We start from the raw sequence: 26,251 nt of genomic DNA on the forward strand, positions 1-26,251 counted from the left end.
CGTGAGCTTCCAACGAACGGCATTCGTTATGCCTTGAGAGAAACAATTTAGTTTCCCAGGAGCTGTGGAACTCACATTAATTTATGAAATCATAACAATATTTATACTTCAGTAGTTAGTATCTTGTTGATATTGATAAAAACCACTCACTATAAGGTAATTATCTGTAAAAAAAATAAATTTATGGTAATTATTTCGTGGACGAAATGTATTTAATAACACAAAAAAAGGGGGACACTCAGAAGCGTCCCCACAAACTTTGACACAAGTAATGCTGCTTAAACCTGAACCGCTAGCTTTGCTTCTGTAGCTGTCAAACGCTCATAGGCAGCACGCATTTTTAAACCTGTAAGTACTTGGAAGAAACCAGTACCATTATTGGAACCTGGATACTCACGGTGCTGGAGTAACAAATGAGTCAATTCACCCTGGTATTTGGTGGATGTATTGCTGAGATGGGTTTCGATATAAATTACTTCTTCCAAGTTGTCAAATTGACCATCTACCTCTAGTACTGAGACATAGCGACCATAGTAAACATCTGAACCGTAGTATAATTGCATACCAGGATAAGAACAGGTCAGCTTGCGTCCACAGGGAGTCCAATTAATTGTTGAGCCTTCATCAAATAGGTAGGTTGGATCAAAGCCTTCCTTACCTTCTCGTTGGAGCATACGTACTCGTAAGACTCGACGCTCGGTGTCGTTTTTGATCAAGTTGGTGGGTAATACTTGGAGAACCACATCGGCAAATTCTCTTTGTGGTTCGATAAACTTTTCAAAGTCAGGTTTACGGGAATTAATTTGCGCTAAGACATCTTCGTAGCGATGACCGCGTTCAGCCATATCTCGCTGGATTTTCCAGGCGATTTTGACTTCATCGCTAATATCAAAATAAACACTGAAGTCGATTAGCGATCGCACCCGCTCATCATATAAAGGATGCAGTCCTTCAACCACTATAATGTGATTCGGCTCTACCCGCTCTGGCGGGTCGATTAAGCCAGTTTCGTGGTTGTAAATCGGCTTATCAATCGCTTGACCACTTTTGAGCGCTTTAATTTGCTCATACATTAGGTCAAAATTGTTGGCTCTGGGGTCTAGTGCCGTTATCCCAGTTTCTTTACGCTGTTTGCGATCCAACGAGTGATAATCATCTAAGCAGATGACTGTCATCAAATCTTCACCAAACAAATCTATCAAACGACGCAAAAACGTAGATTTCCCGCACCCAGAGTCTCCGGCTACTCCAATCAGTACCACGCGTTCCGGCTTACTTGTCATAAATCCCCTCTAAAATACTAAAATTGTGTCAATATTTTTTCACACAGCAGATTCTGAAGCCAGGAGTTTACCTCTTTGGTTTATCCTGCGTTCTTGCTACCTAGCACATCTATAAGACACCAAGCGGGTAGGCAACAAAGTAATTAAGTTGCTACTCGTCGGACTAGCCTGAATGTTGGTGCCGGTAAGTATTTAATCCTAGTGGTATATTTGATTTTAACAGAAGGGGGTATCCCATACAAGATTACTGTCAAGAAGAATTAGCGTGGTTCATGAATCATTTTTAGGTGATTTAGTTGTTAATTTAAAAATGGGGATCAGTACTGCCCATCAGCATTACAACTTTATTAGACTGCTACTTATGACTCTATATAATTAAGACTATAAGGTATAATTTATTATTGCCGACGAATATTGCCGCGAATTAGCCTAATGTTCTTAAATTGTAATTCCTACTCGACAATACTTAAAATATTCAAAGCAAAAATCTACCCAACGAATGAGCCAAGAACTTGCATTAGTCAAATTATTGGCTGTAAATTTATGTATATGGTCAAATACAAGCATTTGGGTTATGGCAAAGTACTGAATAGAGGTTGACAGATTTTTCACATCAAGTGAAACTGATTATAGTTGCTTAAATCACGGTTCTCTCGATTGTTATGTTTGTAGCTGAAATTGTAATAGTCATGTAATTATCTCTAGACAGGTCATAAAATATAGCTAACAACGTTTCGAGACAGCAGTAGATTTGGTGAATGAAAACCAATGGAAAGAAAATTTTCTGGTATTGGTATTCCCCGATTTAAGTCCTCGAAGTAACTAAACACAACGGCAAATTTTGGATGTAAACTGAATGGTAGCTTCCAGCAATCAGACTAGTTATCCTATCAATATCTGCTATTGTGAGTTCCTCGTTGGGTAGTTAAGTAAAAAACTATCTTGCTGATGCGGGTGGTAGTTAACAAAAAAAAGATTAAATTGACTCATTATTAACATTCTCCACAAGACTTATCATTTACCTTAGAAGGTGAACAGGTGTGTTTTTTGCTATGCCTGCATGTCTTTGGTGAGTGTACTTAGCAAGGCATTAATTTAATGATGCCGTTTTTCCTTGAGAGCCAGTTTTGTGAAACGAAAATCCGGTAAACTAAAGCTGGCATGGGATAGGAATAGTTTTTTTTGAAAAACGGTTAAGTAAATTATCGGAGTGGTAGAACGAATGTACAATCAAGGTGCTGTTGAGGGTGCTGCCAATATAGAATTAGGTAGCCGCATCTTCGTTTATGAAGTAGTGGGTTTGCGTCAAAGCGAAGAAACTGATCAAACTAACTACCCAATTCGGAAAAGTGGCAGTGTGTTCATCAGAGTGCCTTACAACCGCATGAATCAAGAAATGCGACGTATCACTCGTCTAGGCGGCACAATTGTTAGCATCCAGCCTATAACTGCTCTAGAGCCAGTTAATGGTAAATCCTCATTTGGGAATGCTACAAGCGTTGTCAGCGAATTAGCTAAATCTGGGGAAACTGCTAACAGTGAAGGGAATGGTAAAGCCACACCTGTAAATGCTCATAGCGCTGAAGAACAGAACAAGGACAATAAAGGCAACACCATGACTCAAGCGAAAGCCAAAAAAGACCACGGTGACGTTCCTGTTAACACTTACCGTCCCAATGCTCCGTTTATTGGCAAGGTAATATCTAATGAACCGCTAGTCAAAGAAGGTGGTATTGGTATTGTTCAACATCTTAAATTTGACCTATCTGACAGTAATTTGAAGTATATAGAAGGTCAAAGTATTGGGATTATTCCACCAGGATTAGACAAAAACGGTAAACCGGAGAAACTGAGACTATATTCCATCGCCTCAACTCGTCATGGCGATGATGTAGATGATAAGACAGTATCACTGTGCGTCCGCCAGTTGGAGTACAAGCACCCAGAAACTGGCGAAACAGTCTACGGTGTTTGCTCTACACACCTGTGTTTCTTGGAACCAGGGGCCGAGGTAAAAATTACAGGGCCTGTGGGTAAGGAAATGTTGTTACCCCAAGATCCTGAAGCTAACGTCATTATGATGGCAACTGGAACAGGTATTGCTCCTATGCGGGCTTATCTGTGGCGACAGTTTAAAGATGCGGAAAGAGCCGCTAACCCAGAATACCAATTTAAAGGATTCTCTTGGCTAATATTTGGCGTACCAACAACTCCAAACCTTTTATATAAGGAAGAACTGGAAGAAATTCAACAAAAATATCCTGATAACTTCCGCCTCACTGCTGCCATTAGCCGCGAACAGAAAAATCCCCAAGGCGGTAGAATGTATATTCAAGACCGCGTAGCAGAACATGCTGATGAATTGTGGCAGTTGATTAAAAATGAAAAAACCCACACCTACATTTGCGGTTTGCGCGGTATGGAAGAAGGTATTGATGCAGCCTTAACTGCTGCTGCTGCTAAGGAAGGCGTAACCTGGAGTGATTACCAGAAGCAACTCAAGAAAGGCGGTCGCTGGCACGTAGAAACTTACTAATTTAGTCATTAGTCATTGGTCATTGGTCATTAGTCATTAGTTTTAGACAAAGGACGAAGGACAAAGGACAAATGACAAAGGAAGCAGGATAATCAGTAGGTAGGGCAAACGCTCTACCTACAATTGTTTTGTTATGAATATTGTAAATAGCTGAAGAAAGAGTTCTCAGTTCTGCGTGGTCAAGTACTAAGTACTGATAACTACTCAGCACTCAGCACTCAGCACTCAGCACTTAAAGAATAAATTGGGTGCAAAAATTGTGGGTGTGAAACTAGGAATACTCGGATTAGGCACTGTAGGAACGGGGACAGTGCAGTTGTTGCAAGATAAAGCTGGACGGCACCCGTTGTTACAAGAGATAGAAATCTATCGGGTAGGAGTACGATCGCTCGATAAACATCGGGCTGTAGAATTATCTACAGAAGTCTTAACTACAGATTTAGAATCAATTGTCAACGATCCGGCGGTAGATATAGTTATCGAGGTGATGGGCGGACTAGAGCCGGCGCGATCGCTAATTCTCAAAGCTTTGAGTAATGGTAAGCACGTAGTCACCGCCAACAAAGCAGTGATCGCTCGCTTTGGGGCAGAAATTTTCACAACTGCTAATCAAGCTGGCGTATACGTCATGCTAGAAGCTGCTGTGGGTGGCGGGATTCCGGTGATTCAACCCCTAAAGCAGTCTTTGAGTGTTAACCGCATTCACACTGTCACAGGCATTGTGAACGGTACAACTAACTACATCCTGACGCGGATGCAAACAGAAGGCAGCAACTTCAGCGATGTCTTAGCTGATGCCCAACGTTTGGGTTATGCTGAGGCTGACCCGACAGCCGATGTTGATGGCTTAGACGCAGCAGATAAAATTGCCATCCTCGCATCATTAAGCTTTGGTGGACGCATCAACCTACAAGATGTTTATACCGAAGGCATTCGGCAAGTGAGCAAAACAGATATTGCCTACGCCGAAAAATTGGGATTTGTGATTAAACTGTTAGCGATCGCTAAACGTGATACTCCCTCATCACCACTTTCCGTCAGAGTTCATCCTACCTTAGTGCCTCAAGCTCATCCTTTGGCTAGCATCAACGGCGTTTACAATGCCATTCTCGTCGAAGGAGAACCCATCGGGCAAGTAATGTTTTTTGGCCCCGGTGCTGGTGCTGGTGCAACCGCCAGTGCTGTGACATCAGATATCTTAAATTTAGTTGCTGTCCTCAAAACCAATACAGCAGTTGCAAATCCGTTATTAACTTGTCGGCATCAGGAATACTGCGAAATTGCGCCGATGGCAGAACTGACAACTCGGTTTTATGCTCGTTTCCTTACCAATGACCAACCGGGAGTTATCGGGAAATTGGGGACTTGCTTTGGTAACTATGGCGTTAGCTTAGAGTCAATTGTCCAAACTGGCTTTCAAGGGGAACTCGCAGAGATTGTAGTTGTTACCCATGATGTCCGGGAAGGCAATTTTAGGCAAGCTTTGGCAGAAATCCGGGATTTGTCAGCGATTGAAAGCATTCCCAGCTTACTGCGTGTACTTTGAAAGTATCGTTTAGTGAGCGATCGCCATTAAGGGTTCTCCAAGCTAGAACACTTAGTTTTTTCAGATTTCTTTTTGCGCCTACGGAAGCTAGACTAAATAACAAACTGGCGCGTTGAACGCGAGGGTAGCCCTATGACTGCAACTAATCCAGCTACTAGTATTACACTTCCAGACCACACTCAACTTCCAGAGTCTGACGGCACTTTCGTGAAAAACTTCCAGGAACATCCTCAAAGCATTCTAATAACAGAGTCCATTAAACCAGTATTGCAAAAACGCCATCCTGATGGGCAATATTGCATCGGTCAAGATAGTGGTATCTACTGGCGGATTACTGACCCACCTGAACGAGGTGCAGAAGCTCCTGATTGGTTCTATGTCCCGAATGTGCCGCCTACGCTGAATGGGCAAATGCGCCGCTCTTATGTGCTTTGGCAAGAACACATTGCTCCGTTGATTGTATTGGAATTTGTCTCTGGGGATGGTAGCGAGGAGCGAGACAAAACTCCTTGGAAGAGAAAATTTTGGATTTATGAGCAGGTAATTCATCCGGCTTTTTACGGCATTTATGAAGTGAATAAAGCCAGTGTGGAAATGTACCACATTATTGAAGGGCAATATCAACTGTTACCAGCAAATGAGCGGGGACATTATCCTATTGCGCCTTTGGGAGTTGAATTAGGTATTTGGCAAGGAGTTTATCAGAATGCGGAATTACCCTGGCTGCGCTGGTGGGATTTGCAAGGTAATTTGTTATTGAGTGGTGAGGAAAGAGCAGAACAGGAAAGCCAAAGAGCGGAATTAGAAAGCCAAAGAGCAGAGTTAGAAAGCCAAAGAGCAGAGTTAGAGCGCCAAAGAGCAGATCGATTAACTGCTCAATTGCGATCGCTCGGTGTTGAACCAGAGTTTTAAGTATAAAGAACGTAGCTTGGGCAATCGTGTACTAGCCCTACCTATGATGGATTATCTCGGATAAAGTAATCACACTTTGCCAGCCAAGTTTATCAACTGCTTGAAATTCACAAGATAAGTAGTGTTATTGGCGCTATCAATTTTGATCCACCCTTTTTCATGCAGCTTTTCCATGATTTTGGTGGTTTCTTCAACACCGATTTCTGTCACCTCTGCTAAATCTTTAAAAGGAATGTTAAAAATTTCTCTTCCTAAGTCTGATTCCTGACCAAAACTTTCACCTAAAGTTACTAGGGTATGAGCGAGTTTGACTGCTGGTGGTGAAGACCGCATTTGTAATCGCTGGTTAATTTGCCGCAATCGCCGCACCATCAGTTGCAGCATCCGGTGATGTAACTGCGGGTCTTTAAACAATATTTGAATAAAACGCTCTCTAGAGATACTAAGCAACTTCACGGGTGAAAGGGCAATGACATCGGTTGAGCGTGGAGATTCATCTAAAATTGCCATTTCTCCAAAAAAATCGCCACGACCAAAAATTGCCAAAGCTACTGAATCGTCCCCGACAGTACGCCGGACTTTGACCCAACCAGAAACCACGAAGTAAACGGCATTACCCCAGGCATCTTCCATCACAACGGCTCGTCCCGATGGGTATTCATGTTCAATTGCAACGTTGAGCAGCCATTCTAAGGTTTGTGGGTTGGCTGTACTCATCAAGGGGAAAAGTTCACTAAAAACCTCAGTTAGCATGAAATATTTGCAACAAATGGATTCAAGAACGGGAAACTAACTTTGATACTATAAGTTTGTTTAAATCGTAATCTTACTCAGAGTACGATCGCAAAATTTGTATTTACTTGAGATAAACCTTATAAGGTTGATCAGTCTAAAGTCCGATTACAACATAACAATTATGTAAGGGATCGAAATCAGCGCTTTCACTGACAGACCTATAATTTGCTGTTTGTTGGTGGATTGCTATGTATTGCCAATATTTTGATCTGTTGGTCTAAATTTTTCACTAATTGATTCAGTGTCGCTAAAGCCTCTGATTGCTGAGAATCAAGGCTAGGATTCAACAAAAGCCGTTCTTGTAGTTCATGTAATTTGAAACTTAGTTGCTGAGAAATTCCCAAAGCATCACGTCCTAGACGCATCAATTGTTGTTGTTGATAGAATTTTAATGCTGCTCCCCGCAAGACTTGGAGTGTTGCCTCTTCACCGTAGGTTCCCGGCATAACTCGTAAGCGTAATAACAAGCGGTTTTTTTGATATACGTATTCCTTCTCTACCTGTTTTGGTTCTGCAAGCGTGATCAAAGGTAGGGAGGCAAACCGCTTTAATTCATTCAGTACTCCTTGGAAAACATAGAGCGGCAGCTTGTCTAATACAGACTGCAATATTCCATTATCACTCCACAGTATTCTGCCTTCGTAAGCTTGTCTTTCTAAATACAGCCGACCTATTCCCCCACCCATAATTCGCCCTAGTAATTCCTCTAGTAATTTTTTGGGTGGTAGTGTTGGCAGCAACTCAATGGGAGTAAGTAATTCAGGAACTTGTGTAGGCAAAATAGGTAGATTGTTTGCTACTGTAACGGATGTCTCGTCCTCTTGACTCCTTGGAGTTTGAGATGATTGATCTAGCTCTGGGATAGGAGGCAAGTCTACACGCTGTCCAGAATGTTGACGCTTTTGTGTCTGAAACGCCATCAATAGTGGGTGCTGATTTGATTCTGAGTCGGCATTTAGGGAGGGAATAGGTTTGTCAGCATTGTGTTGGGGAAAGTCCTCTGTGGACTCATACACAAGTTTTGCATCTGGCTGAGATGTATTCTTGTGGTTGAGGTAGGCTGATAATATTCTGCGGTGAGAGTCACTTGCGATCGCCTCAATCACCATCGTGCAATTGATATAAGACAAAATGCGACCAACATAATCTAGTGCCTCACTGTCTTGGGGATAAACCATACCTAGCAAGAGGTTTTTGTCTTCTAATCCCAAGGGCAAAATCTGATGGTAGAGGCAAGCTTCAAAGGATAAAAGATTATCAATCAGTTGGAACATTTGCTCGCGTTCCCCTCCTTCCTCCCATCTAGTTTGACTGGCAGTTAGGATTTGCTGTGCATTTGCTGCGGTATCATTGAGTCCGCCCTCGGAAGACAACATAGGTTTGATTGCGTGGTGTTTATTTATATTTTGCCTCTAATTGAGTAGGTAGTTAATAAAGATACTTTGTTTGATTGTTAAAATTTCAATTATATATACTTAAATAGACGTAAGTAAAAGATGAATTTTAGATGAGAGACTGGGGATAATACTGAGAAGTGGGCATTGGGCAAAACAGTTCCGTTAGCGATAGCGGGGCGTTTAGCCCGTGAAGAGTTAAGAGTTACGAATTCTCTCCCTACCTCTCCTGCTCTCCCTAATCCCTACTCCTCCACTTCGCCACTCCCCATTTGCCTTGTCTTTCACCCCTAGAATTGGCTACTCTTGGGTTCTTAAAGCTTGGGCTGCAAGATAAATTTTTGTCCATTCGCCTAATACTTGATGGGTTTTGAGCTTTAACTGTTGAGCTATTGCTTCTATTGAGTTACCTGCTTTCCGCAAATCTAGAATTTGCCGCCCCAGAGGAGTTAATTTTTGATCAAGTTGTTGCCATTGGTTTTGCGTTAAGCCTAAATTATGTTCTTGTAAGGAAATTGAGAGCCAGCTGTCTACTAGCTCTGGTTTACCTTTGAGGGCAAAAACACGCACAGCATGGTAACTAATTTTTTCTCGCAGTCGGTAGACTTCTTTAGTCTGCTTATCCAGTTTTTGGGCGATCTCTTCTTGGGACTTACCTTGTAGATACAGTCGTAGCCATTCTACTGCGTCTTTTCCCAGATTTTCTTGTAAATAATTTTCAAATTCTTTTTGGACAGACTGACGTAGGGCCTGTTGTTCTTCTAGTTGTTGTGTTTCTTGATATTCTGCGATCGCCTGACTATCTACTAAGTTAACTCGATTGTCACTGTCGTCGGTGAGGACTTCTTCTGACACCAGTCTAATCATGTCACGACCCGGCACTTGGGTTAAGCCACCGCGCTGAGTGCGACGCAAGTAATTTACAAACCGATAAGCTAATAGGGGTTGATTGCGTACTGGCCGCAGACAATATTCTTCTACACTGGCAAATAGCAGAGCATCTGCCAATCGCCTATCGCTTGTATATTTGGCAAGATCAGCCATTTGTTGCTGCATATAGGCATCGGTTTGCAGTAATTCTTGGAGTACTTCTTGCAATACATCCATCACACTGCGTTGGCGATCGCGGCTGAGGGAAACCCAAGTCTGAATCTTATTCCGTAATGTCACTAAACTTCCTAGTCGCGTTATCAAGTTGCGATAAGCACGTTCTCGCCCAAACCCCAAATAACGTTGACGTAAAATCCTCCAGCGATATTCCATCGCTTGTTTGGCAATCTCAAGTTCCTTTGGGTTCAACAGATCAAAGCGTTTTGAGTCAGATCCAAATAGCCAGAGAATAATACTTTGCCTCGCAGCTTCATTCTGCTCTGGAGGACATTCAGCAGCCAAGCGTTTTTGCCAATCTAAAGCCAGTTTTTCCATATCTGTTGTCATACTGAGATTGCATTCCTCGAAACTCAATTTTGAAGTTTGCATCACAACCCCCATTTATCCCACCTAATTGTTAACTGGCAGCTGCCCCAGATTTCATGAGTTTCATGAATAAAGCTAAGTGTTTCTACTCTTATTACGTCTTAATTCACTAGAATTATGCAGAAATTTCTACATTGATGTTTCCTTTCAATTCCAAAATACCCAAAACCCTTGTAAATGAAGCATTTAGAGCAAGTATGTGAATTTAATTTTGTAAAGTTATGTTTGTTAAATGAGAACAGAAATCTGCCTAGAGTAGTGGGGATACACCTTTGCACGAGATGGATCGGGGATATCTGATATTTTGTAACAGATAGAAGGGACGAATCTAATTTAACTCAATGTCATGACGTTATTTCACCTGTATAAGTTTCAACCCTCTACAAATCCCCACGTAGAAAAATACTTAGTTAAATCTTAATACGCTTGGTGTCCATAAGATTTTGCCCTATAAGATCCCTCCGACCCTCTTAAAATGAGCTTAATTCCGTCCTTTCTAGGGGAAATTAGGGAGGAGGAATGAACTTTAACTGAATAGTATTAAGTTAAATTTCTTAATATATTTTTATTTTATCTAGATGTATATACGTAAATTAGTCTTTAAAAGGATATTTAGTAAGGCGTTATATAAAACATTTAAATTAGTAAAAATGAATAGTCAACAGTCAATATTGATTTTGACTATTGACTCTGATTTTTGCTTTCCCTCTGCTTAAAAATTCAACTTATGCAAAATCTGAAAACAGAAAGAATGCAATCCTCAAAAGCTTTAATGTTCAGAAGCCTTACAATAGATATCTCAAAAAATTCATTTGTGGGGGATTCTTCGTTTTGAATTTCCCCGCAGAGGGTTGAATCTATCGATTGTTCGATCTAACAATCGGATTTTCTACAGATTCTCGATACCCTTGGACTTGTTCTGTATAACCAATTGGCAGAACAGCTTCAACGTTTTCATGAGGACGAGCAATAATTACCCAGGATTCGAGTGTACCGCCAAAAACATTTTCTGCGGCTTCAACACCAGCAGCCATAGCAGCTTTTACTTCAGAAACATCGCCCCGAATATTAACTGTAAAACGAGCGCTACCTACTCTGATATAACCAACAAGGGTAACTCGACCAGCTTTTACCATTGCATCTGCTGCTGCTAGCACCGCAGGAAAACCTTTCGTTTCAAGTGCTCCAACTGCCTGTAATGACATTATTAATCTCCTGTATGAATAAACGATATGGGACTACGAGTTAATTGTACGAAGCTTCGCTACAGATTTTGATAGCAAAATTGCTTAGAACATACGGAAAGGTTCTGATTCTTCGGTGAAATGGATTGGCAATATGGTTTCCACATTTTCCGGGGGATTAGGAACAACGTAGTAGGTAATTACTGTACCAACCTTGACTTGCTCTCCAGCGACGATTCCGGCTTCAACAGCTCTATTGACTTCAGAAACGTGTCCCCGGACGGCGACTAACAAACGAGCGCTTTCGGCTTGACCATAATACACAATCGTGACTGCGGCAGCTTTGACCATTGCATCTGCTGCGGCTAAAACACTAGGAAAACCTAAAGTTTCAATTACGCCAACCGCCATTGGCATGGCATTAGCTCCTGGAATAAGGGATAGGCGATATCAATTGTACGTGGCTTTAGTCCCAATTTTGACATTTTGCAAAATTTTCTTTGGTGGTGGGAATTAAGAGAGACGCGATTAATCTGTGTCTGTACAGGAGTTAAAATATTTTGATTAGCCACTAAACTATGTTTTATGTATTACAAATAATACTTGAGCAGATTAGTTTGGGGAATTTTGTTAAACAACAAAATTAGCGATGCGCCAAAGCAAGCTAATACGATAAACTGAAATTTATGTTTCCGAATTTTCTTCCGACATCTGTTGGGCAATTGACAGAATCTGCCTCGATCGCACTAGCAGAGAGTATTCAAACTGCTGCGATCGCTACTCCTTTAATTAATCAAGCAGTTACCACAACTTATGTCAAGCAAGGGAGTGGTGGAACTCCTATTTTATTAATTCACGGCTTTGACAGTTCTGTATTAGAATTTCGGCGGCTTTTACCACTACTTTCTAGAGATAATGAAACGTGGGCTGTGGATTTGTTGGGTTTTGGGTTTACAGATAGACTCTCAGGAATTGCTTATAGCCCAACTGCGATTAAAACCCATCTTTATTATTTTTGGAAAAGCTTAATTAACCAACCTGTAATTTTAGTGGGCGCTTCGATGGGGGGTGCGACGGCGATTGATTTTACGTTGACTTACCCGGAAGTCGTAAAAAAGCTGGTGTTAATTGATAGTGCGGGGTTGGCTGGGGGTTCACCGTTAAGTAAATTTATGTTTCCCCCATTGGATTATTTCGCAACTCAATTTTTGAGTAATCTAAAGGTGCGCGATCGCGTTTCTCGCATTGGATATAAAAATCAAACTCTTGCTTCTGTCGATGCTTTATGTTGTGGTGCATTACATCTACAAATGCCCAGTTGGAATCAAGCTTTGATTGCTTTTACTAAAAGTGGTGGTTACAATGCTTTTAGATTTGATATCTTATCAAAAATTGTGCAACCAACACTAATTTTGTGGGGCGATTCTGATAAAATTTTAGGTACTAAAGATGCCACAAAGTTTAAAAGTGCAATTCCACACAGCAATCTCATCTGGATTCAAGATTGTGGTCATCTCCCGCACTTGGAACAACCACAAATCACCGCGCAGCATATTTTAAACTTTCGAGTTTAAAGCAGTTTGTTATTTACCTGTGGGGTTTTGGAACAAGGAGCTTAAGCCCCTTGTTTTACAAAGAACTGATATCAACTCTAGTCAAGTAACCACATTTCATTAGAACTATCAGGATACTGATCTGGTTGATTTTGTGGTTGATTTTGAGCTAACGTTTCCGATGAACGATGTGATTTTTTGTAGTTAAGTGGATTGTAATGGTCTTTGACTGGTTTGATAGCAGTACTTTCTTTGACAACAAGTTTTTTAGAATTATCTTCTGCTGTTTGTTTTAAAGCATTAATTTCTTCTATAAGTTTGGAATTTGCTTCTGCAAGTTGCAGTGCTGTTTTTTTGGTTTCTTCAAGTTCTTTTGTTACCTGTTGTGCTAATACTTTGTGTTCCGATGCTAATGTTTGTTGTTTAGATAATTTTGATTGCAAATCAGCAATTTCTTGCCCTAGAGATGATTCCTTTTGGTGGCTTGCTTCTAAATTACTTGTCAACTCTTTAACAGTTGCTTCTAAATCAGCTTTAGTTGGGCTTGTGCGCTTAGTAGAATTTGGCTCAGGTGTTTGTGCTGAGGATTCTTCATCAGATGAAGCCTGTTCTTCGGTAATTGCTTGTGCTGTAACTTCGATCGCAGATTCACCTTCTGGGGGTGTAAATTTTTGTGCCTCTTCTTGTAGTAAGTCAGAGAGACTTTGTTTCCTAGCCATTATTATTTTCTCCAATCACGCTGTAATTCATCAGCTGCACGACGGTAGTCTAACTCCGCCTCTCGTGCATTACTTCCTCGCCATTGAGCGATCGCTACACCCTCAAGCGCCGCTCGTTCATGAGCCTTATAAGCACGGATAAAGGTATTAAAAGCAGGAATACCTAATCTAGTGAGAGTGTTTTTTGCTTCTAACGCTTCCCCAATGCTGCGCGTATCGACTTTAGTAAGCAGTACCCGATGGGGGGTTCCCACGGGGATGACGGCTTCCTTGACAGTTTCCACGAGGATAGCTAAATCCATTGCGGATGGGGGTGTAGGCAAAACTAGATAATCTGCGATCGCAACTACCGCCACTAATGCTTCAGAGCGCAGCGCGGGAGGCGTATCCACCACTACTAAATCGTAACCTGTTATCTTTCCTAAATCACTTAAAAGCTTGGGATCTGTTTCTTGAGATAAATCAAATCCCATTCCTTGCTGACTGCGCCCAAACCACCAACTGGCAGAACCTTGAATATCTGCATCAATCAGCAACACCTTTTTTTTCTTTGCAAAGTTTGCAGCCAGATTGACTGCGGTAGTCGTTTTGCCGACTCCTCCTTTACCGTTGAGAATAGCGATGATTTTTGGCACTGCTTGCTTCCGATGTTGCCTCTTGAGTGCTGAGTTAGGAATAGAGACGCGATGAATCGCGTCTGTACAAGAGTTTTTATTATTCTCTTTTCAGTTCTCAGTCTCCAGTCTCTAGTCCCCAATCATGAATATACCGCTTTCTGTAACCCGAAGTAACATGAAAAGTCGTAACAATAAAATTTAGAAGCCATCAAATCTACAAACTCCTATGACAGCAACTTACAATCTGCCTGATGGGCCTCAAATGCCGCGCTGGTTGCGGATGATCAAGTTTATTAGTCAGCCAGTGAAATATGTCGATGATTTTGCCAAAACCTATGGTGACACTTTCACCATTAGGAGTACTAGCTCTGATAACCATCTTGTGTATTTTAGTCAACCCCAAGCACTTGAGCAGATTTTTACTGCTGATTCGAGGCATTTTGAGGTTGGGAGGGGGAACACAGGACTCAGATTTTTACTTGGCGATCGCTCCTTTATGTTATCAGATGGCGATCGCCACCAACGGCAACGGCAACTATTAGCTCCCCCCTTTCATGGCGAAAGGATGCGGGCTTATGGTGAAGATATTCGGAAAATAACCCAACAGGTGAGCCATGAATGGCAAATTGGCAAGCCTTTTAAGATCCGTGAGTCGATGCAAGAAATTACTTTGCGTGTTATCTTACGGGTTGTCTTTGGTTTGAATGAGGGAGAGCTTTTTGAAGAACTAAGGCGATCGCTAAGTGACTTACTAGACTTTATAAGTTCGCCCATAATGTCCAGCGCCTTCTTTTTCCAGTTCATGCAGAAAGATTTCGGTGCGTGGAGTCCGTGGGGTTGGGTTCTGCAACAACGGCAAAAAATTGATCGACTGATTTATGCTTTACTTCGAGAACGTCGCGCCCAAGCAGATCAAAATCGCCAAGATATCCTAAGTTTGATGATGGCGGCTCGTTACGACGATGGTCAAGGGATGTCAGATGAAGAATTACACGACGAGTTAATGACACTGCTAGTAGCGGGACATGAAACTACTGCTTCTTCATTGACATGGGCTTTTTACTGGATTGATCGTTTACCAGAGGTGCGTGAGAAATTGCTAAAGGAACTCAACACTATTGGAATTAACGACGATTTGAGTAGTGTAGGTAAATTGCCCTATTTGACAGCAGTTTGCCAAGAAACACTACGAATTTACCCAATTGTTATGACTGCTTTCCCCCGGATTGTGAAAACCCCAATTAAAATTATGGGCTACGAACTGCGAGAGGGAACGGTAATAATCCCCAGTATTTATTTAGCGCATCATCGAGAAGAAGTTTATCCACAATCCAAGCAGTTTAAACCAGAACGCTTTTTAGAAAGACAATATTCATCTTATGAATATTTACCCTTTGGTGGCGGTAATCGTCGCTGTATTGGGATGGCATTTGCCCAGTATGAAATGAAAATTGTCTTAGCAACTGTTCTATCTGACTTTCAAGTATCGCTAGTTAATAAACGTCCTGTGCGTCCTGTACGCCGTGGATTAACTGTCGCTACACCGGCCGGAATGCGGATGGTTGCTACACCTCAAGTCAAGCCTGCAAATACGCCAGCTTTAGTTTAGGTAAGTAGGGTGGGCATTTTAATCCCCACCCTACTATCGTGTAATAATTACGAGATATCCTGATTTTCTTGCTTGTTAGCGAGTTGTTCATAATGTTCTTTATCGCGGTATTTAATTGTTCTCATCGGTTGATTCCCAACAATAGCTAAAGGTTCAACATTAGCAGTTACAACCGTACCAGCCGCCACAATTGCACCATCTCCAATAGTAACTCCTGGAATAATTAGGACATTTCCGCCAATCCAAACATTGCGACCGATGACAACAGGTTTATGGATGTAGACATTATGTTCATAAGGCAAATCATTACTTTGATAGTCGTGATTTGCAGAGAGGATAATAACGTTAAATCCAAGCGTGGTGTTGTCGCCAATTGTGATTCCCCCACGACCATCTAATAAGACATCTGGCCCGATGTAGACTTTATTTCCCAGAGAGATATTTTGCGGATGATCAATTTTAATATCTCGCTTAAATCGTAAACCTGAGCCACAAAATTTTAATTGACTCTTCAGTTCTTGATGCTTGTAGCGCCTGATTTTGGTTTCTAGATATTCTCCCCACCGTACCAGACGAGGTACTAGCCATTGTTCTAATAGTCGTTCTAATTTATTCGTAATTTTATTTTTGATCTCTTTCATAAAACCTCACAGGAGTTTGACTAACCTCTGGTTTTAGCCCATAAAGGCAAAATAAAGCGGGTATCCTGGTACACGTCACGCTTGTTGTTAGGTTTCCCCAATTAGAATATTTTCTCTCACGTGAAAGTTATAATAATTCAAAATCCCTATGAGCTTGTCATGTAACAACCTTGCCTCTTTTGAGCTAGAAATGCCTTCTCAGTAAGCTTTCTAGATAATAAATTGTAAAAGTTGTTTCTTGACAGGCTCTTAGGGATTGAAACTATCAGATATCTGGCAAAATGACTCCTAAAACACGTGTTACTAAAACGTATATTAAATTACTCAAATCTTTTCCTCCTCGTCCCATAACTTCTGAGGAGGAATTTCTGGCTACGCAAGAAGTCATTGATTCCTTGATTGATAAAGGCGAATTAACACCAGATGAACAAGACTATCTCAATGTTTTGGGTACTCTGGTTTATGAGTACCCAAAACATCATTCTATACCTGATATTCATGGCGTGGAATTACTTCAAGCGTTGATAGCCGAATTTTGTTTGCGACAAAAAGATTTAGTTCCTATCTTTAAAACCGAGTATATTGTATCTGAAGTCTTGAGTGGACAGCGCAAGCTTACAGTTAACCATATTGGCAAACTTGCGGAGTTTTTTCATATTTCGCCTGCTGCTTTTTTTGAGTCATAAGAGGGAAAACTTTACAGATACTCATTACGTTTAGACTTGACAAAAAGCAAACTGATGTAGCAAGATTCATTTAAGTCCCTTTCGTCCCACATCTCGAAGTGGGTAGGAGGCAATGCATGATTGGCAGTATTTCTTTAACCACGATCGCAGCAATTTAAATCAAGGCACTTACCGCATTTTTGAGCCGGAGTGGAAAGCAGAGATTCTCCACTGGTTCAGCCAAAAGGATGTAGATAAGCAGCAGAAAGAAGATTTTATCCAAGCTTTAATAGATTTTGATGACGGTTGCGGCGATTTTTATCGGTATCGCGCCTATTTTTTGGCGGCTGAGGCTTTATCCCAGTTTCCAGAATGTAGTTTGGGTGATGCAATTGTAGAACAACTGCTGAAATGGGGTTATGCCTATTTTCGGCAAGATAAGCGAGATTGGCAGATACTACCAAAAGCATTGGTGAAGACAGCTAGAAAAACCCTGGAATTAACCGACAGAAAACGGGTAATTGCTGCTTTTGTCCATTTGGTTCATACTACTGAAAGTCGTTCAATTCTTAGACTTGCAGCTGAAGAGTTAGGAATACTTGATCCGGGTAATAAAAGTGCGATCGCAGCTTTATTACTACTAATGAAGCAAGCTAAAATTATCCCTTGGAGTGAAATTTGTAGCTTGGCGCAAATTGGCTACAAAAATGAAACTGTAATCAGTACTTTAATCCAATTTATCAAGATGGAGCCTGATGAGATTACAAATTACTGGTTGCTTTTAGAAGACATATATCAAGGTGCGATTATAGCTTTAGGAAACATAGCTTATGGCAATCAAATTGCGATCGCTACCCTGATTGATTTCATCCAAAAATACAAAGATGACGTGATTTGTTCAGATGCAGCTAAGGCTTTGTGGGATATCGATCCAGGTAATCCAATAGCATTAAATACTTTAGTGGAGATTCTCGAAACTACCGAGAATACATATTTACTCGATATGTCTATTAGATATCTAATAGTAATTGATCCAGGTAACAAAGCTGCAATCACTATTTTAACAGAGAGAATTAAAACAACTCAGAATGAATTTTTACGTTGTAAGGCTGCTTTACGTCTAGCAGAATTCGATTCAGGTAACAGGATGGCACTTAGTACCTTATCTAAGATATTTGAAACTGCTGAGGAGGAATACGTATATTTTTATGTGGCCGACATACTAGCGCAAACTAATGACTACCAGCAGCAAATAATTAAAGCTATGTGGGAAATAGTTAATTTAAAAGATGAGCATACATCTCTAAGTGCGCTCTTTATCTTGCTGAAAATAGACTCCAATAATCAACAGGCATTTGAGACTCTAATTCGGCTATTGAACACTACAAAGGATGAATCAATTTTTACAAGTGCTGCTCGTATTTTACAACAATTTAACCTAAGTAGAAAATTAGAAACAGAGAAGCTAAATAAACTAATCGCTGTTTTTATCAGATCCATTCAAACCTCTCAGGATCTTGATCTTTTGGATATAGCTGATAGTTTGACAACAATCCTCCAAAAAGAACATTTACTACAAGTAGTCATAAGCCTAAAAGGTTATCTGAGTAAACAGTTCTACAAAAACAATTCATATCGCTACGAAGCTGTATTCAACATTATCTGGCATTGTGCCGAAAATCTAACTTACCCAGATTTCCACAAAGCAATGAACAAAGCAATGAACTAAACAACAAGCGCAGAGTTCTTATCTTCCTCCGCGTACCTCTGCGCTTCCCTCCGCGTGCCTTTGCGTTAAAAAACAATCTCCCCCCTCATCCTCTCTTCTAGCACATCTAATAACCCATCCACATCCTTCCCAGATTGCTCAAAACAAATCGGTGGTGCTGGTTCCGGTGCAAACTGAATTAACTTAATTTCACCTTTACCAATGCCAATCATCACAACTTCTATTTCCGGCTTATGATTCTCAACAATTCCCAAAATTTCTTGCAGCCGATTCTCAACTTTAATATTTAAATTCTCAATTTGTTCTTTCGGACAATAAACAAAATGTGGCGTTGGTTGCAAATCAATACCAACAGTACCTTGACTATCACCATTTGCTAACCACAATCCCCAAAACAGCGCCGCCAATTCCTGCTGATTTGCTTTGACAAACCTATCCAACTGGACACGCCACTTGTTATCACCTGATTCTGGTTGATTATTGCCAAAAAACATAAATAATTTGTAATTCGTAATTCGTAATTCGTAATTTACAGAGAATGAGTTAGACTCACCTCAAACCTGACTGTACTCGCCAGAGGCTAGAATAAATTCCGTCTTTCTCCAGCAATTGCTCGTGGGTGCCTGACTCTACTAATTTCCCATGTTCCATGACATAAATGCAATCGGCATTGCGAATGGTGGAAAGACGATGAGCGATCGCAATTGTAGTTCTATCTACTGTAATCCGTTCTAGCGATCGCTGGATTGCTGCTTCTGTCTCATTATCCACTGCTGAGGTTGCTTCATCTAAAATCAGAATGGGCGGATTCTTTAAGACTGCGCGCGCGATCGCAATCCGTTGTCTTTGTCCACCAGATAACTTTTGTCCTCTTTCCCCCACAATTGTCTCATAACCTTGGGGCAAGTTAATAATAAATTCGTGTGCCTCGGCTATCTTCGCCGCCGTGATAATTTCTTGCTCTGTAGTCTCAAAGCTACCATAAGCAATATTCTCTGCTACAGTGCCATGAAATAGAAAGACATCTTGACTCACCAAACCAATACAACGGCGTAAATCTTGCAAATTTAAACTTTGCAAATCAATGCCATCGAGAGTAATGCTTCCTGTTTGCACTTCGTATAACCGCAACAAAAGTTTGACTAAAGTGCTTTTACCAGAACCCGTTGAACCGACAATTGCAATGGTTTTCCCCGCCGGAATATCCAAAGACAGATTTTTAATTACTGGAAATCTATCTTTATAAGCAAAATAAACATTTTTAAATTGCACTTCACCGCGCACTTCATTCACAGGTAACGCCACATCACCTGTATGAATGGCGATAGGAGTATCTAACAAATTCATGACTCGATTAGTAGAAGCCATTGCCCGTTGATATTGGTCAAATGTTTCGCCTAATCTTGTTAAAGGCCATAGCAAGCGCTGGATTAAAAATACTAATACGCTGTAAGTACCTACAGACATGGCTCCAGAAACTGCTGCCATCCCGCCATATAAAAGTAATGCGGTGAAACCTACCAAAATCAGCATCCGAATTAACGGGACAAAAGCAGCAGAAAGAGTAATTGCTTTAGAGTTACTCCGGCGATAAGCTTCACTATCTAATTCCAAACGAGAAGCTTCATAAGCTTCGGCGGTGAAACTTTTAATAGTAGTAATTCCGCTAATATTGTTTGACAAACGCGAATTTAAGAAACCTACCTTTTCCCGGACATCAGCGTAGCGAGGTGCAAGCAGTCGTTGGTAAGCAAAAGAACCCCAGAGGATAAATGGCATCGGTGACAAAGCCATCCATGCGACACTAGGAGCCAAAATAAAGAAAGCAGCGCCAATAATTAGAACAGTTGCAGAAACTTGAATAATATCATTTGCTCCTCCATCCAAAAAACGCTCTAATTGGTTAATATCATCACTGAGGATAGACATTAAACCACCAGTGCTGCGTTCTTCAAAATAAGCTAATTCCAACTCTTGCAAATGTTTGTAGGCATCCAAACGCAAGTCATGTTGAATATTCTGAGCCAAATTCCGCCAAAGTCGAGCATAGGCGTATTCAAAAACAGATTCTAGTATCCAAATGATGACAGTCAGGAAGGAAATAATCAAAAATTGTTGAAAGACATCGCGTACCCCTAACTGGGCAATTATAGAATCCTGTTGCTTGACTACTACATCCACTGCTACACCAATTAAGCCGGGTGGTGCTAAGTCGAAAAATTTATTGAGGGTAGAATAAGTAGTCGCTAGCCAAATTTGTTTACGATACTGGTGTCCATACTCAAGCAAACGCTGGAGAGGATGCGTTGAATGTTTACGCCTTCTTGATGCCCGATGAGATTTTAATACAGTAGCCACGGCTTTTTGCGGTTTCGTGCAGTTGATATTACCACAGAACAAAGTCTTGAGTCCTGAATCTGAAGATTGAAGGTTTAATTCAGACAAACTTAGGACTTATGCAAACAATAGCCAAAAGGAGAGAGACTTTGAATTTTCCCCCTTCCCGCGTCGGGAAGGGGGTTAGGGGGTTAGGTTTTTGATGGACTTTTCCACATAACGTGAAAATTCAGATCCACCGCCGGTAGCTTCGTCTAAAACCAAATTGGGTGGATTCTTCAAGACTGCACGCTAAAAACTCATGACAATATAATTTGGACTTTTTCAGAGATGTCTATAATAAAGGGGCTTTTACCCGTAGCTCTTTAAGGTTTTGGGTATTATGCTTAATTTGCCACATATCATATCACATTTATGTGTGCAGAAAAAATTGTCTATAAGAGTTAAAACTGAATATGGCAACCTCTAATATCCTCGAAGAACCACAGCTTTTACGTCTGAATCGCTGGTTTAGTGGACTGCGTGGCGATTTAACAGGTGGACTAACAGCAGCAGTGGTAGCATTGCCTTTGGCTTTAGCCTTTGCAGTAGCGAGTGGTGTAGAACCAAAGGCGGGACTTTATACCGCTATTGTGGCAGGAATTGTCGCAGCAATTTTTGGCGGTTCGCCAGTACAGATTACAGGGCCGACAGGTGCAATGGCTGTGGTTCTGGTGGGAATTGTCGCCAAGTACGGCATTGAGAAAGTTTGGATTGCTGGGGTGATGGCTGGAATTATCCAGATTGCCTTGGGAGTTGCCAAACTTGGACAGTTAGTGAAGTTTATTCCCTATCCAGTCACGGCAGGCTTTACCAATGGTATTGCCGTGATTATATTTTGCGGTCAATTAAATAATTTCTTTGGTTTACGACTACCACGTAGTGAACACTTTTTGCCGGGACTTTGGCAAAGTTTAACTCATGTAGAAGCTCTAAATTGGGCTGCTGTTGGGTTAGCAATTGTGGTGATGGCAGCCAACATTTTATGGCCCAGGATTAATACGACAATACCGGGTTCTTTAGTGGGGTTGGTGTTGGCAACGGGGATAGCAACTTATTTTCATCTGGATGTACCCACGATTGGGAGTATTCCCCAATCTTTACCAATGCCCCAAGGCATTCCCCACTGGAATGATTTTAGTGTGATTCGAGAACTGATTAATCCGGCTTTGGCTTTGGCTGCACTGGGAAGTATTGAATCGTTACTGTCGGCGGTAGTGGCTGATGGGATGACAGTGAGCGAAAAACACAATAGCGATCGCGAATTAATTGGTCAAGGATTAGCAAATATCATTGTCCCATTTTTTGGCGGCATCCCGGCAACAGGTGCGATCGCTCGGACTGCTGTCAATGTCCGTTCAGGCGGCAAAACTCGACTATCTGGGGTAATTCACGGCGTTGCTTTAGCCATTATCGTTTTGACTTTAGCACCCCTAGCAGCACAGATTCCCTTAGCAGCACTTGCTGGCATCCTCATGGTAGTTAGCGTGCGGATGATTGAGTGGGAAGCCATTGGTTTATTGATGCGTGCTACCTACTCCGACTTTGCGGTGATGATTCTCACCTGGCTAGTAACAATCTTGTTTGATTTAGTTCTCGCCGTAGAAGTAGGATTGATTGCAGCCGGAGCATTGTTTATCAAACGGATGAGCGATTTAAGCCTAGTTAAAATACCTGAAACCGAAGTATTTCCCCCTGGTACTCCTCTGGAATTAGGTAAGGAAATTGCCGTTTATCGCGTAGATGGCCCCGTATTTTTTGGTGCTGCTGAACGGTTTGCTACCTTCCTCCGCGATGAACCGGAAGTGAAGTATTTAATTCTCCGGTTGCGCTTTGTGCCAAATATGGACACAACTGGGTTAGTAGCTTTAGAAGATATTTACCATGACTTGGAACGGCACAATTGCCGCTTAATTCTCACAGGCTTACAACCCGAAGTCAAACAACTATTAGAACGAACAGGGTTGTTAAAAACAATTGGATTATCAAATTGTTTTGAAACAACTACAGATGCGATTTGCTCTATCTCTCCTCAGATTCGAGAATGTTCTCAGCCTGTAGCGACTGCTTTGAAAACAAAAGAATTGATGGAATTAAATGACTGATATTATTTGTGTTTGAAAATGCCTCTATAAGCCAATACAGTTCAGTTAAGCATCTCTTTCTTCTCTCTGCGTTCTCTGCGCCTTGGCGGTAGCCTACGGCAAGCCGCTTCGCGTCTACGTTAAAAAAACGACTTTGGTAACAGAGTTTTAGCCTTAAATGAACCGTATCGCTCTATAAGCCTGTAGAGGCAATTCATGTAGACGCGGAGCATACTCTACGAGTTCTTCAACGGATTACCCGCAGAGTATTGCCCCTACATGAATAAGGCGCAGGATCGCATGGAATGGATATAACCCAAATGTATTGCTCCATACTCACCTAAAGGTTGATGTTTATTCTATATTTCATGAGATTATGAAAAGAATATGAGAAGATTTGACGGCAAAGTAAATGACTCCCCCAGAAAACAAACCTAGCTTACCAGAGGTTCACCGTAGTATTGGAGTTCCTAACAGCAGCAGCTTTTGGCGCAAAATGATGGCTTATACAGGACCGGGGTATCTGGTTTCAGTCGGATACATTGATCCTGGAAATTGGGCAACAGACATCGCTGGGGGATCAAAGTTTGGCTACACTCTATTAACAGTGATTTTGCTGTCGAACCTGATGGCAATATTACTCCAATCATTATGTGTACGTTTGGGAGTTGCTACAGGGCGAGATTTAGCACAAGCTTGTCGAGACTATTTCAGCCGAAGGGTAAGTTTCTGTTTGTGGGTACTGTGTGAAATTGCGATCGCAGCTTGTGATTTGGCAGAACTACTAGGAAGTGCGATCGCACTGCAACTTTTATTCGGGATTCCCTTAGTGTGGGGTGTTTGCATCACAGCACTGGATGTTCTGGTATTGTTATTCTTGCAACATAAAGGCTTTCGCTATACAGAAGCTCTGGTAATAATGCTGGTAGCAACAGTAGGTATCTGTTTTACAGCCGAAATTCTGTTTTCTCGCCCTGATATGGGGGGGATTTTATTGGGATATGTGCCCAAGAAAGAGATTTTACAGAATCCAGAAATGCTCTATATTGCTATTGGTATTTTAGGGGCAACAGTGATGCCTCACAACTTATATTTACACTCTTCAATTGTGCAAACCCGTAATTGGCAGCCTAATACTGAGAAAAGATGGGAAGCAATTAAATTTGGCACAATTGATTCAACTTTTGCTTTATCCTTAGCACTATTTATAAACTCAGCAATTTTAATTGTGTCTGCTGCAACATTTCATTTTTCCGGTAATCAGAATGTGGCAGAAATTCAAGATGCTTATAAATTGCTTGCCCCATTATTAGGAGTTAGTTTTGCCAGTGCTATTTTTGGTATTGCCTTACTTGCTTCGGGGCAAAGTTCAACACTAACTGCAACCCTGGCAGGACAAATTGTTATGGAAGGCTTTTTGCAATTTCGCTTTCCATCTTGGTTACGCCGTTTAATAACCCGTTTGCTTGCCATCATTCCAGCAATAATTACAATCATTATTTTTGGTGAACATAGTACAAGTAAACTCATTGTTTTCAGTCAAGTTATACTCAGTTTACAGTTACCATTTGCAGTGATTCCATTGGTGATGTTTACGAGTAATCGCCGCTTGATGGGTGAGTTTGTGAATCCCTTGTGGTTGAAATCTTTAGCTTGGTTAGTTGCTATTGTTATCGTAGGTTTAAATGTTTGGTTATTATTACAAATGATTTTGGGATGATTGTTATCAGGTAACAGTTAAGATTAAATAACAGATTGACTTTAAAATATCAACAAAAATGAGCATTATTGTCTTCGGCAGCATCAATATAGACTTGGTAGCAACAACACCCCGATTGCCAGTCCCAGGAGAAACTTTGCTAGGAGAAGAATTTTTTAAAGTTTCGGGAGGTAAAGGAGCGAATCAAGCTGTAGCATTAGCAAAATTGGGAATTCCTACCCAAATGGTGGGGCGTGTCGGTGCAGACGATTTTGGTGTGGAACTTGTCAACAATTTGCAATCATCTGGTGTGAAGATTGATAATATTTTTGTGGATGAAACTGTTAGTTCTGGAGTCGCTATTATCGCCGTAAATCATGCAGGGGAAAATCAAATTATTGTAATTCCTGGTGCAAATGGGCGTGTCAATCAAGAAGATGTAGAACGATTGTCCCAGTTATTACCAGAAGCTACAGCACTGCTTTTACAATTAGAAATTCCGATTAATGCCGTACTTGCAGCTGCTAAAGCCGCAAAAAAAGCCAAAATCAGGGTAATTCTCGATCCAGCACCCGCACAATCTGATTTCCCAGATGAACTTTATCCATTAGTGGACATTATTACGCCGAATGAAGTTGAAGCCGCGCAGTTAGTGGGTTTTCCTGTGGATGGAGAAGAACTTGCGGCAAAGGCTGCTGGAGTTTTATTACAACGGGGTGTGAAATGTGCGATCGTTAAACTTGGTGCTAAAGGTGTTTTTTGTGCCACTGCTGAAGAAAAGTTTTTTGTCCCCGTCTTTCCAGTTCATGCAGTTGACACAGTAGCAGCTGGCGATGCTTTTAATGGTGGCTTAACGGCGGCACTTTTTGCAGGACTTTCTTTACATCAAGCAGTTGTTTGGGGTGCAGCAGCAGGTGCTTTAGCGACGACAAAATCAGGCGCACAAACTTCATTACCCGATCGGTTTACATTTGATGCGTTTCTTAGGGAAAAGGCATCTGTTAGAGATTAAATAAGTAAGCGTAAATAATTGTCGTTAAAATAAGGCAATAGGTATAAGGGCTTTAGCCTAGTGGTCTGTTCCATTAATTCTGATAGGTGAATCAGTTTTAAATTTCTCTTCTTTACCTCTTCTACTTTGCGTTCTTTGCGTCCTTTGCGGTTCGTTCTCTTATCTCTCAAAATTAATGGGACAGACCACTAGTTCATTTTTATTTATATTGTTTGATTTTATTGTGCTAACTTACTTAGAATAAAGCGACTTTTGTCAATTAATTGAAATACTCAAAATATTCTTGATTAGGACTTACGCAAAAAGGTAGTGATAGCCCAATACGGTTCAGTTAAGGGCGACTGGCAAAAATTTTGGGTTTTCAAGACGCGATAAATCGCCGTCTCTACAAGTGTTTTGGTCTTATCTGAACTGTATTGAG

At 41.2% G+C, this 26,251-nt stretch carries 21 protein-coding genes; 10 read left to right on the forward strand and 11 right to left on the reverse strand.

Features of this window, described 5'->3' with window-relative positions:
- Positions 1 to 278: 278 nt before the first annotated feature.
- On the reverse strand, positions 279 to 1,283 hold the full coding sequence (locus V7K69_RS23790) for a phosphoribulokinase (protein WP_181932234.1): 1,005 nt from the start codon (positions 1,281 to 1,283) through the stop codon (positions 279 to 281).
- A gap of 1,222 nt (positions 1,284 to 2,505) precedes the next feature.
- On the opposite strand from V7K69_RS23790, the gene petH reads away from it, so the two are divergent.
- The 3 genes from petH to V7K69_RS23805 all read left to right on the forward strand — a co-directional run bounded on the left by petH (position 2,506) and on the right by V7K69_RS23805 (position 6,277).
- Positions 2,506 to 3,819 (forward strand): ferredoxin--NADP reductase, encoded by a 1,314-nt coding sequence (gene petH, locus V7K69_RS23795; RefSeq protein WP_335038878.1) that lies wholly within the window; start codon positions 2,506 to 2,508, stop codon positions 3,817 to 3,819.
- 259 nt (positions 3,820 to 4,078) lie between these two features.
- Positions 4,079 to 5,365 (forward strand): homoserine dehydrogenase, encoded by a 1,287-nt coding sequence (locus tag V7K69_RS23800; protein ID WP_335038966.1) that lies wholly within the window; start codon positions 4,079 to 4,081, stop codon positions 5,363 to 5,365.
- A gap of 132 nt (positions 5,366 to 5,497) precedes the next feature.
- The gene (locus tag V7K69_RS23805) at positions 5,498 to 6,277 is read left to right on the forward strand and encodes a Uma2 family endonuclease (RefSeq protein ID WP_335038880.1); all 780 of its coding nucleotides are present in this window, start codon (positions 5,498 to 5,500) and stop codon (positions 6,275 to 6,277) included.
- Between the two features lie 69 nt (positions 6,278 to 6,346).
- Here V7K69_RS23805 and V7K69_RS23810 read toward each other — a convergent pair whose 3' ends face one another.
- The 5 genes from V7K69_RS23810 to V7K69_RS23830 form a co-directional block, all read right to left on the reverse strand.
- Positions 6,347 to 7,030 (reverse strand): Crp/Fnr family transcriptional regulator, encoded by a 684-nt coding sequence (locus V7K69_RS23810; RefSeq protein ID WP_335038882.1) that lies wholly within the window; start codon positions 7,028 to 7,030, stop codon positions 6,347 to 6,349.
- A gap of 200 nt (positions 7,031 to 7,230) precedes the next feature.
- A complete protein-coding gene (locus V7K69_RS23815; protein ID WP_335038884.1) occupies positions 7,231 to 8,448 on the reverse strand; it encodes a pilus assembly protein PilB in 1,218 nt (405 codons plus the stop codon).
- Between the two features lie 318 nt (positions 8,449 to 8,766).
- Positions 8,767 to 9,957 carry a HetZ-related protein 2 gene (locus V7K69_RS23820; protein ID WP_335038886.1) on the reverse strand — a complete coding sequence of 397 codons (1,191 nt, stop codon included), beginning with the start codon at positions 9,955 to 9,957 and terminating at the stop codon, positions 8,767 to 8,769.
- Between the two features lie 842 nt (positions 9,958 to 10,799).
- A complete protein-coding gene (locus tag V7K69_RS23825) occupies positions 10,800 to 11,147 on the reverse strand; it encodes a carbon dioxide-concentrating mechanism protein CcmK (RefSeq protein ID WP_069069149.1) in 348 nt (115 codons plus the stop codon).
- An 84-nt stretch (positions 11,148 to 11,231) separates the two neighbouring features.
- The gene (locus V7K69_RS23830; RefSeq protein ID WP_069069150.1) at positions 11,232 to 11,543 is read right to left on the reverse strand and encodes a BMC domain-containing protein; all 312 of its coding nucleotides are present in this window, start codon (positions 11,541 to 11,543) and stop codon (positions 11,232 to 11,234) included.
- A gap of 269 nt (positions 11,544 to 11,812) precedes the next feature.
- Between V7K69_RS23830 and V7K69_RS23835 the strand changes: the two genes are divergently transcribed.
- Positions 11,813 to 12,700, forward strand: a complete 888-nt coding sequence (locus V7K69_RS23835; RefSeq protein WP_335038888.1) for an alpha/beta fold hydrolase — start codon at positions 11,813 to 11,815, stop codon at positions 12,698 to 12,700.
- Between the two features lie 77 nt (positions 12,701 to 12,777).
- Here the strand turns inward: V7K69_RS23835 and V7K69_RS23840 are convergent, their stop codons facing one another.
- Together V7K69_RS23840 and V7K69_RS23845 are read right to left on the reverse strand one after the other, a co-directional pair.
- Positions 12,778 to 13,398, reverse strand: a complete 621-nt coding sequence (locus V7K69_RS23840) for a hypothetical protein (protein WP_335038890.1) — start codon at positions 13,396 to 13,398, stop codon at positions 12,778 to 12,780.
- A gap of 2 nt (positions 13,399 to 13,400) precedes the next feature.
- The gene (locus V7K69_RS23845; protein WP_012409272.1) at positions 13,401 to 14,033 is read right to left on the reverse strand and encodes a ParA family protein; all 633 of its coding nucleotides are present in this window, start codon (positions 14,031 to 14,033) and stop codon (positions 13,401 to 13,403) included.
- A gap of 208 nt (positions 14,034 to 14,241) precedes the next feature.
- Between V7K69_RS23845 and V7K69_RS23850 the strand changes: the two genes are divergently transcribed.
- Entirely contained in the window at positions 14,242 to 15,624 is a 1,383-nt protein-coding gene (locus tag V7K69_RS23850) for a cytochrome P450 (RefSeq protein WP_335038892.1), read from the forward strand.
- Positions 15,625 to 15,671: 47 nt separating this feature from the next.
- Here the strand turns inward: V7K69_RS23850 and V7K69_RS23855 are convergent, their stop codons facing one another.
- The gene (locus V7K69_RS23855) at positions 15,672 to 16,265 is read right to left on the reverse strand and encodes an acyltransferase (protein WP_335038894.1); all 594 of its coding nucleotides are present in this window, start codon (positions 16,263 to 16,265) and stop codon (positions 15,672 to 15,674) included.
- 281 nt (positions 16,266 to 16,546) lie between these two features.
- On the opposite strand from V7K69_RS23855, the gene V7K69_RS23860 reads away from it, so the two are divergent.
- Together V7K69_RS23860 and V7K69_RS23865 are read left to right on the forward strand one after the other, a co-directional pair.
- The gene (locus tag V7K69_RS23860; RefSeq protein ID WP_335038896.1) at positions 16,547 to 16,951 is read left to right on the forward strand and encodes a helix-turn-helix domain-containing protein; all 405 of its coding nucleotides are present in this window, start codon (positions 16,547 to 16,549) and stop codon (positions 16,949 to 16,951) included.
- A gap of 112 nt (positions 16,952 to 17,063) precedes the next feature.
- Positions 17,064 to 18,659 carry a hypothetical protein gene (locus V7K69_RS23865; protein ID WP_335038898.1) on the forward strand — a complete coding sequence of 532 codons (1,596 nt, stop codon included), beginning with the start codon at positions 17,064 to 17,066 and terminating at the stop codon, positions 18,657 to 18,659.
- A 65-nt stretch (positions 18,660 to 18,724) separates the two neighbouring features.
- On the opposite strand, the gene ccmS is transcribed toward V7K69_RS23865, so the two are convergent.
- Positions 18,725 to 19,153 (reverse strand): beta-carboxysome assembly chaperone CcmS, encoded by a 429-nt coding sequence (ccmS, locus tag V7K69_RS23870; RefSeq protein WP_185583211.1) that lies wholly within the window; start codon positions 19,151 to 19,153, stop codon positions 18,725 to 18,727.
- Positions 19,154 to 19,208: 55 nt separating this feature from the next.
- Entirely contained in the window at positions 19,209 to 21,017 is a 1,809-nt protein-coding gene (locus V7K69_RS23875) for an ABC transporter ATP-binding protein (protein WP_335038901.1), read from the reverse strand.
- A 434-nt stretch (positions 21,018 to 21,451) separates the two neighbouring features.
- Here V7K69_RS23875 and V7K69_RS23880 point away from each other — a divergent pair, with 434 nt between their 5' ends.
- From V7K69_RS23880 to rbsK, 3 genes are all read left to right on the forward strand, one after another.
- A complete protein-coding gene (locus V7K69_RS23880) occupies positions 21,452 to 23,140 on the forward strand; it encodes a SulP family inorganic anion transporter (RefSeq protein ID WP_335038903.1) in 1,689 nt (562 codons plus the stop codon).
- A gap of 391 nt (positions 23,141 to 23,531) precedes the next feature.
- Positions 23,532 to 24,839, forward strand: coding sequence for an Nramp family divalent metal transporter (locus V7K69_RS23885; RefSeq protein WP_335038905.1), 1,308 nt, complete (start codon positions 23,532 to 23,534; stop codon positions 24,837 to 24,839).
- 58 nt (positions 24,840 to 24,897) lie between these two features.
- Entirely contained in the window at positions 24,898 to 25,830 is a 933-nt protein-coding gene (gene rbsK, locus V7K69_RS23890; RefSeq protein ID WP_335038907.1) for a ribokinase, read from the forward strand.
- Positions 25,831 to 26,251 lie beyond the last annotated feature (421 nt).

The organism is Nostoc sp. (assembly GCF_036917775.1).
In the GTDB taxonomy this organism is placed as follows: domain Bacteria; phylum Cyanobacteriota; class Cyanobacteriia; order Cyanobacteriales; family Nostocaceae; genus Nostoc.

Bases quoted from the DNA above. Each gene is read 5' to 3' on its own strand.
- V7K69_RS23790 (WP_181932234.1), bottom strand. From the start codon at position 1,283: ATGACAAGTAAGCCGGAACGCGTGGTACTGATTGGAGTAGCCGGAGAC.
- petH (WP_335038878.1), top strand. From the start codon at position 2,506: ATGTACAATCAAGGTGCTGTTGAGGGTGCTGCCAATATAGAATTAGGT.
- V7K69_RS23805 (WP_335038880.1), top strand. From the start codon at position 5,498: ATGACTGCAACTAATCCAGCTACTAGTATTACACTTCCAGACCACACT.
- V7K69_RS23810 (WP_335038882.1), bottom strand. From the start codon at position 7,030: ATGCTAACTGAGGTTTTTAGTGAACTTTTCCCCTTGATGAGTACAGCC.
- V7K69_RS23815 (WP_335038884.1), bottom strand. From the start codon at position 8,448: ATGTTGTCTTCCGAGGGCGGACTCAATGATACCGCAGCAAATGCACAG.
- V7K69_RS23820 (WP_335038886.1), bottom strand. From the start codon at position 9,957: ATGGGGGTTGTGATGCAAACTTCAAAATTGAGTTTCGAGGAATGCAAT.
- V7K69_RS23825 (WP_069069149.1), bottom strand. From the start codon at position 11,147: ATGTCATTACAGGCAGTTGGAGCACTTGAAACGAAAGGTTTTCCTGCG.
- V7K69_RS23830 (WP_069069150.1), bottom strand. From the start codon at position 11,543: ATGCCAATGGCGGTTGGCGTAATTGAAACTTTAGGTTTTCCTAGTGTT.
- V7K69_RS23835 (WP_335038888.1), top strand. From the start codon at position 11,813: ATGTTTCCGAATTTTCTTCCGACATCTGTTGGGCAATTGACAGAATCT.
- V7K69_RS23840 (WP_335038890.1), bottom strand. From the start codon at position 13,398: ATGGCTAGGAAACAAAGTCTCTCTGACTTACTACAAGAAGAGGCACAA.
- V7K69_RS23850 (WP_335038892.1), top strand. From the start codon at position 14,242: ATGACAGCAACTTACAATCTGCCTGATGGGCCTCAAATGCCGCGCTGG.
- V7K69_RS23855 (WP_335038894.1), bottom strand. From the start codon at position 16,265: ATGAAAGAGATCAAAAATAAAATTACGAATAAATTAGAACGACTATTA.
- V7K69_RS23860 (WP_335038896.1), top strand. From the start codon at position 16,547: ATGACTCCTAAAACACGTGTTACTAAAACGTATATTAAATTACTCAAA.
- V7K69_RS23865 (WP_335038898.1), top strand. From the start codon at position 17,064: ATGCATGATTGGCAGTATTTCTTTAACCACGATCGCAGCAATTTAAAT.
- ccmS (WP_185583211.1), bottom strand. From the start codon at position 19,153: ATGTTTTTTGGCAATAATCAACCAGAATCAGGTGATAACAAGTGGCGT.
- V7K69_RS23880 (WP_335038903.1), top strand. From the start codon at position 21,452: ATGGCAACCTCTAATATCCTCGAAGAACCACAGCTTTTACGTCTGAAT.
- V7K69_RS23885 (WP_335038905.1), top strand. From the start codon at position 23,532: ATGACTCCCCCAGAAAACAAACCTAGCTTACCAGAGGTTCACCGTAGT.
- rbsK (WP_335038907.1), top strand. From the start codon at position 24,898: ATGAGCATTATTGTCTTCGGCAGCATCAATATAGACTTGGTAGCAACA.